At 59.6% G+C, this 8,740-nt stretch carries 7 protein-coding genes (1 of these 7 cut by a window edge); 5 read left to right on the top strand and 2 right to left on the bottom strand.

Features of this window, described 5'->3' with window-relative positions; genetic code table 11:
- Both ACVVH8_RS03665 and aptA read right to left on the bottom strand, forming a co-directional pair.
- Nucleotides 1-1,318, bottom strand: partial view of a CoA-acylating methylmalonate-semialdehyde dehydrogenase gene (locus ACVVH8_RS03665; RefSeq protein WP_475228561.1) — the 5' portion only. 176 nt of this gene lie to the left of the window's left edge; the window shows 1,318 of its 1,494 coding nt (coding positions 1-1,318); its start codon is at nt 1,316-1,318; its stop codon lies off the left edge, out of view.
- A gap of 76 nt (nt 1,319-1,394) precedes the next feature.
- Nucleotides 1,395-2,744, bottom strand: coding sequence for an omega-aminotransferase AptA (aptA, locus tag ACVVH8_RS03660; protein ID WP_103306254.1), 1,350 nt, complete (start codon nt 2,742-2,744; stop codon nt 1,395-1,397).
- A 138-nt stretch (nt 2,745-2,882) separates the two neighbouring features.
- Here aptA and ACVVH8_RS03655 point away from each other — a divergent pair, with 138 nt between their 5' ends.
- The 5 genes from ACVVH8_RS03655 (at nt 2,883) to ACVVH8_RS03635 (ending at nt 8,738) form a co-directional block, all read left to right on the top strand.
- Nucleotides 2,883-3,803 carry a LysR family transcriptional regulator gene (locus ACVVH8_RS03655; protein WP_103306255.1) on the top strand — a complete coding sequence of 307 codons (921 nt, stop codon included), beginning with the start codon at nt 2,883-2,885 and terminating at the stop codon, nt 3,801-3,803.
- Nucleotides 3,804-3,922: 119 nt separating this feature from the next.
- A complete protein-coding gene (locus tag ACVVH8_RS03650; RefSeq protein ID WP_103306256.1) occupies nt 3,923-5,311 on the top strand; it encodes a uracil-xanthine permease family protein in 1,389 nt (462 codons plus the stop codon).
- Between the two features lie 88 nt (nt 5,312-5,399).
- Nucleotides 5,400-6,050 carry a TetR/AcrR family transcriptional regulator gene (locus ACVVH8_RS03645; RefSeq protein WP_475228558.1) on the top strand — a complete coding sequence of 217 codons (651 nt, stop codon included), beginning with the start codon at nt 5,400-5,402 and terminating at the stop codon, nt 6,048-6,050.
- Nucleotides 6,051-6,057: 7 nt separating this feature from the next.
- Complete coding sequence (locus ACVVH8_RS03640) at nt 6,058-6,639, top strand: IMPACT family protein (RefSeq protein ID WP_103306258.1); 582 nt, start codon at nt 6,058-6,060, stop codon at nt 6,637-6,639.
- A gap of 551 nt (nt 6,640-7,190) precedes the next feature.
- Entirely contained in the window at nt 7,191-8,738 is a 1,548-nt protein-coding gene (locus tag ACVVH8_RS03635; protein WP_475228555.1) for an ABC transporter ATP-binding protein, read from the top strand.
- Nucleotides 8,739-8,740 lie beyond the last annotated feature (2 nt).

The following is an 8,740-nucleotide window of genomic DNA, read 5'->3' as shown; positions in this document are numbered from 1 at the left end:
ACGGCACGTTGACGCCAACCATGCCGACTTCGATCTCGTCGCAGAACAGCCGCGCCGCTTCACCGTCACGGGTGAAGATGCAAGTACCGTTGCCGTATTCGTGATCGTTGATCAGCTGCATCGCCTCTTCCAGGCTGTTCACCCGCACAACGCACAGCACTGGCCCGAAAATCTCTTCTTTATAGATACGCATCTCAGGGGTGACGTTGTCGAACAGGCAGCCACCGAGGAAGAAGCCCTCTTCATGCCCCGCCACGCTCAGACCACGACCGTCGACCACCAGGGTCGCGCCCGCTGCCACGCCGTCATCAACGTAACCGCTGACTTTGTCTCGCGCCTGACCAGTCACCAATGGCCCCATGTCCAGACCGCACGAAGTGCCAGCGCCGATTTTCAGTGCCTTGATCTGTGGGACCAGTTTGGCCACCAGCGCATCCGCCACCTGATCGCCGACACACACGGCAACCGAGATTGCCATGCAGCGCTCACCGCAGGAACCGTACGCTGCGCCCATCAATGCGCTGACCGCGTTGTCCAGGTCGGCATCCGGCATCAGCACAGCGTGGTTCTTCGCGCCACCCAGTGCCTGAACGCGTTTGCCGCGCTTGGTGCCTTCGGCGTAGATGTATTCAGCAATCGGCGTCGAACCGACGAAGCTCAGCGCTTTGACTTCCGGCGCTTCGATCAGCGCGTCTACCGCAGTCTTGTCGCCATGGACCACACTCATCACGCCTTTCGGCAGACCGGCTTCCAGCAGCAACTGAGCGATCAGCAGAGTGGAGCTTGGATCACGCTCGGACGGTTTGAGGATGAAGCAGTTGCCGCAGACGATCGCCAGTGGGTACATCCACAGCGGCACCATCGCCGGGAAATTGAACGGGGTGATACCGGCGACCACGCCCAGCGGCTGGAAGTCCGACCATGCGTCGATGTTCGGACCGACGTTACGGCTGTACTCGCCCTTGAGGATTTCCGGAGCTGCGCAGGCGAACTCGACGTTCTCGATACCGCGCTTCAATTCACCGGCGGCGTCTTCCAGGGTCTTGCCGTGTTCTTCACTGATCAATTGCGAGATGCGTGCTTCGTTCTGCTCCAGCAATTGCTTGAAGCGGAACATCACCTGCGCACGCTTGGCCGGTGGCGTATTGCGCCATGCCGGAAACGCAGCCTTGGCGGCATCAATGGCTTTCTGGATGGTTGCCTGGCTCGCCAGTGGCAGTTTGTGGATCGCCTGACCGGTGGACGGGTTGAACACATCAACCGCGCGACCGTTCTCGGTCACCAGTTCGCCATTGATCAAATGCGGGATAACGCTCATCGAAAACTCCTGAATTTTTGTCCGCAGACGCCCGCGAGGGGCGCCGGCTGTTTGTACTTATATATAGAGGGAAAAATCAGTCGAGCTTGTTCAGCACTTCGCCGACCGCGTCGAACAGACGATCGAGGTCTTGCGGCTTGCTGTTGAAGGTTGGGCCGAACTGCAGGGTGTCGCCGCCGAAGCGCACGTAGAACCCGGCTTTCCACAGGGCCATGCCCGCTTCGAACGGACGTACGATGGCGTCGCCATCACGATGAGCAATCTGGATCGCACCGGCCAGGCCGTAGTTACGGATGTCGATGACGTTCTTCGAACCTTTCAGACCGTGCAGTGCGTTTTCGAAATGCGGTGCAACCTCGGCCACGCTCTGCACCAGGTTTTCCTTTTGCAGCAGGTCGAGTGCCGCCAGGCCAGCGGCGCATGCCACCGGGTGTGCCGAGTAGGTGTAACCGTGGGGGAATTCCACAGCGTATTCCGGGGTCGGCTGATTCATGAAAGTCTGGTAGATCTCAGAGCTGGCAATCACTGCTCCCATCGGGATCGCGCCGTTGGTGACTTGCTTGGCGATGCACATCAGGTCCGGGGTCACACCGAAACTGTCGGCGCCGAACATCGAACCGGTACGGCCGAAACCGGTGATCACTTCGTCGAACACCAGCAGGATGTTGTGCTGATCGCAGATCTCGCGCAGACGTTTAAGGTAACCCTGTGGCGGAACCAGTACGCCAGCGGAGCCGGCCATTGGTTCAACGAACACCGCAGCGATGTTCGACGCGTCGTGCAGTTCGATCAGCTTCAGCAACTCATCGGCCAGGGCGATACCGCCCTGCTCCGGCATGCCACGAGAGAACGCATTGCTCGCCAGCAAGGTGTGCGGCAGGTGATCGACATCCATCATCGCCTGACCAAACAGCTTGCGGTTGCCGTTGACGCCGCCGAGGCTGGTGCCGGCGATGTTCACGCCGTGGTAGCCACGGGCGCGGCCGATCATTTTGGTTTTGGTCGCCTGACCTTTCAGGCGCCAGTAGGCGCGCACCATTTTCACCGCGGTGTCGGCGCACTCGGAACCGGAATCGGTGAAGAACACATGGTTCAGGTTGCCCGGGGTCAGGTCAGTGATTTTCTCCGCCAGTTGGAACGACAGCGGATGGCCGTACTGGAAGCCCGGCGAGTAATCCAGCGTGCCGAGTTGTTTCGATACCGCTTCCTGAATTTCCTTGCGGGTGTGCCCGGCGCCGCAGGTCCACAGACCCGACAGCGAGTCGTACACCTTGCGGCCCTTGTCGTCGATCAGCCAGCTGCCTTCTGCGCCAACGATCAGACGCGGGTCGCGCTGAAAGTTGCGGTTGGCGGTGTACGGCATCCAGTGCGCGTCCAGCTTCAGTTGGCTGGCCAGTGGCGACTGTGCGTTTTCAGGCATGTTCATCGGGCAAAACCTCGCAGGGCATAAGCTTCAGGGAGATGGAAAGCGTTGTTGCAGCTAAATTGCCACGGCGATAAAGTCGGTGAAATTCAACTCTTCTAACCTTCAGTTAGAACCCTGCTAAACATTGAGAATAAAAACATGAGCAGCCGCCGCCCCGATCCGCTGGCCCAGGTCAGTGACTTTGATATCCGCCTGCTGCGGATTTTTCGCAGTGTGGTGGAATGCGGTGGCTTCTCTGCAGCGGAGACTGTGCTCGGTATTGGGCGCTCGGCTATCAGTCAGCAGATGAGCGATCTCGAACAGCGTCTCGGCTTGCGTTTGTGTCAGCGTGGCCGTGCGGGATTTTCGCTGACCGAAGAAGGCCGCGAGGTTTATCAATCGGCGTTGCAGCTATTAAGTGCGCTGGAAAGCTTTCGCACCGAGGTCAATGGCCTGCACCAGCATTTGCGTGGCGAGTTGATCATCGGCCTGACCGATAATCTGGTCACGCTGCCGCACATGCGCATCACCCACGCTCTCGCCCAGTTGAAGGAGCGCGGGCCGGATGTGCAGATTCAGATCCGCATGATCGCGCCCAACGAAGTCGAACAAGGTGTGCTTGATGGTCGCTTGCATGTTGGTGTGGTGCCGCAGGCCAGCGCATTGTCGGGGCTGGAATATCAGCCGCTGTATAGCGAGCGCTCACTGCTGTATTGCGCGGTCGGGCATCCACTGTTTTATGTCGATGACAAGCAACTCGATGACGAGCGCCTTAACAGTCAGGACGCGATTGCCCCGACGTTTCGTTTGCCGGCGGATATTCAGGCGCATTACCAGGCGCTCAATTGCACCGCCAGTGCCTCGGACCGTGAGGGCATGGCGTTTCTGATTCTGACTGGGCGTTATATCGGTTATTTGCCGGATCACTACGCCAGCCTTTGGGTGCAGCAGGGGCGCTTGCGTGCGCTGAAGGCGAACACGCGTTTTTATGATCTGAGCCTCGCATCGGTCACGCGCAAGGGGCGCCGCCCACATTTGGTGCTTGAAAGCTTTCTGGAGAGTCTGGCGGCGACGCGGTGAAAATCTTCAAAGGCCCAGCCATATTGGGCTCTGGCGGGACGCTCAGCCAATAACCTGAGCAAGTGGACAGCTTTTTGCAAAGCAGGATCTCTCGATCCATCAACAAGAAGCCCAAGCCCATGCAGCCAGATTCCGCACCGTCCAGCGATTTGATCTACGGCCTCAATGACCGCCCCAAACCGCTCGCCGCGATCCTCGCGGCGCTGCAACACGTGCTCGCCAGTTTTGTCGGCATCATCACCCCGCCCCTGGTGATCGGCTCGGCGCTCGGTTTGACCGCACACCTGCCCTACCTGATCAGCATGGCCTTGATGGTTTCGGGCGTCGGCACGTTTATTCAGGCGCGTAGGCCGTTCGGCATTGGCGCCGGGATGATCTGTTTACAAGGCACCAGTTTTGCCTTTCTCGGTGCGGTGCTGTCGGCGGGGTTTCTGGTCAAGCAGCGTGGCGGCAGCCCGGAGGACATTCTGGCGATGATCTTCGGCGTGTGCTTTTTCGGCGCGCTCGTGCAGATCGTCCTCAGTCGTTTCATTGGCCAGTTGCGCCGGGTGGTTACCCCACTGGTGACCGGGATTGTCATCACGCTGATCGGCATCAGTCTGATCAAGGTCGGCATCACCGATCTGGGCGGCGGTTTCAATGCGCCGGACTTCGGCGCGCCGGGCAATCTGGCGCTGGGTGTATTTGTGTTGCTGACGATCATTCTGCTCAACCGCTCGAACACGCCATGGGTGCGCTTGTCAGCAATCATCATCGGTTTGGTGCTTGGCAGCCTGGCGGCGTGGTTCAGTGGGAAACTGGTGCCGCAGCCATTGCCCGACTTGCCGCTGGTAAGCCTTCCTACACCATTCAAGTTCGGATTCAGCTTCGACTGGACGGCTTTCCTGCCCGTCGCGCTGATTTATCTGATCAGCACCATCGAAACCGTCGGCGACCTCACCGCCAACTGCATGCTCGCCCGGCAACCGATCAGCGGCCCTTCTTATATAAGTCGCCTGCGTGGCGGGGTGCTCGGTGATGGCGTGAGCTGCATGATCGCCGCGACCTTCAGCGCCTTTCCCAATACAACCTTTGCGCAGAACAACGGCGTGATCCAGTTGACCGGCGTTGCCAGCCGCTACGTCGGGTTGTACATCGGCGCGATCCTGTTTTGCCTTGGACTGTTCCCGATGATCGGCGCGGTGTTGCAACAGATTCCGAAACCGGTGCTCGGCGGCGCGACATTGGTGATGTTCGGCGCCGTCGCTGCTGCCGGCGTACGCATCCTCGCGCAGTCGCCGCTGGATCGGCGCAGCATGCTGATCATCGCCACGTCGTTCGGCGTCGGTCTGGGCATCGCCGCGCAACCGAACCTCTTGCACTTGCTGCCAAAGCTTGTGCAGAACCTGTTCGATTCAGCGATTACCAGCGGCGGACTGACCGCAATCATCCTTTGCCTGTTGTTGCCGGAGGCCAAAACCGGGTCTGCCGAAGTACATGCACCACTGAACAAGATCGAACAGGCGTAACGGTTTTATCGCTTCAGGGCTTGTCGGATGCCTGTGGGTGCGCTATCAACGCAATTGGTTGCACCCACAGACAAACCCGGAAGTGCCTATGACCTTTGAAGTCCCCGCTCACGGCGGCAAGCCCGCCAGCCGCATTCGTCAGAAGAACGAAGAGACCATCCTCAAAGCCGCCGAAGACGAGTTCGCCCGTCACGGGTACAAAGGCACCAGCATGAACACCATCGCGCAGAATGCCGGGTTGCCCAAGGCGAACCTGCATTACTACTTCACCAACAAGCTTGGGTTGTACGTCGCGGTGCTGAGCAACATCATCGAGCTGTGGGACAGCACCTTCAACACCCTCACCGCCGAGGACGATCCGGCCGAAGCGTTGACCCGTTACATTCGCGCCAAAATGGAATTCTCCCGGCGTCAGCCGCAAGCCTCGCGCATCTTCGCGATGGAAGTGATCAGCGGTGGCGAATGCCTGAGCGAGTATTTCAACCAGGACTATCGCGCCTGGTTCACCGGCCGGGCGGCGGTGTTTCAGGCGTGGATCGATGCGGGCAAAATGGACCCGGTCGATCCGGTGCACCTGATCTTCCTGTTGTGGGGCAGCACCCAGCATTACGCCGACTTCGCCACGCAGATCTGCCGCGTCAGCGGGCGCAGCAAGTTGACCAAGCAGGACATGGAAGACGCCGGCAACAACCTGATCCGCATCATTCTCAAAGGCTGCGGCCTCACCCCTTCTATTTAAGACGTTTATGCCTTTCACCCTCAGCGGTTTTTGCGAGTACCGCGAAGAGATTCGCAAAAGCCGCTTTATCACCTACGCCACGCCGATTGGCAGCCCCGCCGATGCGCAGGCGTTCTTCGAGCAACACAGCGACTTGAACGCCTCGCACAATTGCTGGGCGTGGAAACTCGGCGATCAATATCGCAGCAATGATGACGGTGAACCCGGCGGCACGGCCGGGCGACCGATACTGGCTGCGATTGAAGCGCAGGATTGCGATCAGGTCGCGGTGCTGGTGATTCGCTGGTATGGCGGCATTCAACTGGGCACCGGCGGATTGGCTCGGGCCTACGGCGGTGGCGCGAACAAGTGCCTGCAAACGGCGGCGAAAGTCGAGTTGATCAGCCGTGTGCCGCTGCGTTGTGCCTGCGCGTTTGCCGAATTGGCGCTGGTGAAATTGCGCGTGGCGGATCTCGGCGGGTTGGTGGTGGAAGAAAATTTCACCGCCAATGGCGTGGAGTTGCAGTTGGCGGTGGGCGAAGCGCAGATTGATTTGTTGCAGAGCCAATTGGCCGATCTCAGCCGTGGGCGGATTCTCTTGCAGCGGTGAAGCAAGATAAAAAGAAGGCTGCGATCTTTTAGGGCACAGCCCATATCCCTTATTCCACCGAGTTGCCCACATCTGCTGTGCACCCGACTGTGGATAACCTGAGTACATTCCGCTGTAACCCTTCTGTCACGCGGGTTCGCGGACATTGCTCACTTTTCACTCAATTCGCCAGACGAAATGCAAATCCCACGCAAAAACAACCAGTTAGCCGTGTTTATCACCATTAGAAGAAAGCACCCCAGTGCTTATGCCCGGGTTTTCCGCTTGCGCACAATAACTGTGGAACAACCTGTGGATAACCCGTTCATGGCTGGCGCAGTCGCAGGTATTGCATAGGCCCCACCGGTTTGTTCATTTTTTGATCAATGGCCGACGGGCAAAACTGGAGCCTGCTCAATGGCTTTGCGCCGAATTGGTGCCATGAATCAGCTCGATTCCGGCTGCGACGCTCTGTGTTCAGCCCTTGCGAGCAGGTACTGCACAGGTTCCTGACTCAATGGCCAGGAAATTGCTTTATCCACAGGCATAACTCCAAGCCAGTCGAGCCTGCCATGCCCATCGCCGATTCAATCCCGCGCCTGCAACTGCGCCATATCAGCAAACGCTACCCCGGTTGTCTGGCCAATGACGCCATCGACCTGAGCATCGCACCCGGTGAAGTTCACGCCCTGCTCGGTGAAAACGGTGCGGGCAAAAGCACCTTGATGAAGATCATCTACGGAGTGACTCAGGCCGATTCCGGCGAGATGCTCTGGCATGGACAGCGGGTGACTATCCGCAATCCGGCGCAGGCACGGCAGTTGGGCATCGGTATGGTGTTCCAGCATTTTTCACTGTTCGAAACGCTCAGCGTGGCGCAAAACATTGCGCTCGCGATGGGCGCCAAGGCCGGAACGCCGAAGCAGCTGGAACCGAAAATTCGTGAAGTCTCGCGCCGCTACGGCATGGCGCTGGAACCTGAGCGACTTGTCCACAGCCTGTCGATCGGCGAGCGGCAACGGGTGGAGATCATTCGTTGCCTGATGCAGGACATCCGCCTGCTGATCCTCGATGAACCCACTTCGGTGCTGACGCCACAGGAAGCCGACGAGTTGTTCGTTACCTTGCGCCGTCTCGCCGCCGAGGGCTGCAGCATTCTGTTTATCAGCCACAAACTCGCTGAGGTGCGCGCCTTGTGCCATAGCGCCACGGTATTGCGCGGTGGGCGCGTGGCCGGGCATTGCGCGCCGGCCAAGTGCTCGGATCAACAGTTGGCGCAGTTGATGGTCGGCGAAGCGGCGGCACTCATCGGCGACTATCCGAAGGTCGGCGGTGGCGCGGCGTTTTTGCAGGTCAGTGGCTTGAGTTGGCACAACCCCGACCCATTCGGCTGCTCGCTGACGGCTGTCGACTTGCAAGTACGCAGCGGTGAAATCGTCGGCATCGCCGGGGTCGCGGGCAATGGTCAGGATGAATTGCTCGCGCTGCTCAGTGGCGAACAAACCCTGCCCCGTGCCGAGGCTGCGACCATTCGATTCGGCGAAAAAAACGTCGGTGATTTACGCCCCGATGCGCGACGCAAACTCGGTCTGGCATTCGTACCCGCCGAGCGACTAGGTCACGGCGCAGTGCCGGAATTGAGTCTGGCGGACAACGCCCTGCTTACCGCTTTCCAGCAAGGACTGGTCAGCAATGGCTTGATCGAGCGCGGCAAAGTCGAAGCCCTCGCCGCAACAATCATTCAGCGCTTCGGCGTGAAAACCCCGGGCCCCCAAGCCGCCGCGCGCAGTCTGTCCGGCGGCAACCTGCAGAAGTTCATCCTCGGCCGGGAAATCCTTCAGCAACCGCAACTGCTGATCGCTGCGCACCCGACCTGGGGCGTTGACGTCGGCGCCGCCGCCACCATCCACCGCGCACTGATCGCGCTGCGCGATGCCGGCGCGGCGATTCTGGTGATTTCCGAAGACCTCGACGAACTGTTCCAGATCAGCGACCGCCTCGGCGCGTTGTGCGGCGGCAGGCTGTCGGCACTGCAAAACACCACAGACACCTTATTGAGCGACGTTGGCGGCTGGATGGCCGGTCAGTTTGACGTCGCGCAAAAACACGCCACGGTTTAACG

The organism is Pseudomonas trutticola BRTCR10, from assembly GCF_056155105.1.
The sequence above is the reverse complement of the archived record's forward strand: the minus strand, read 5'-3'. Positions and strand labels throughout refer to the sequence as shown.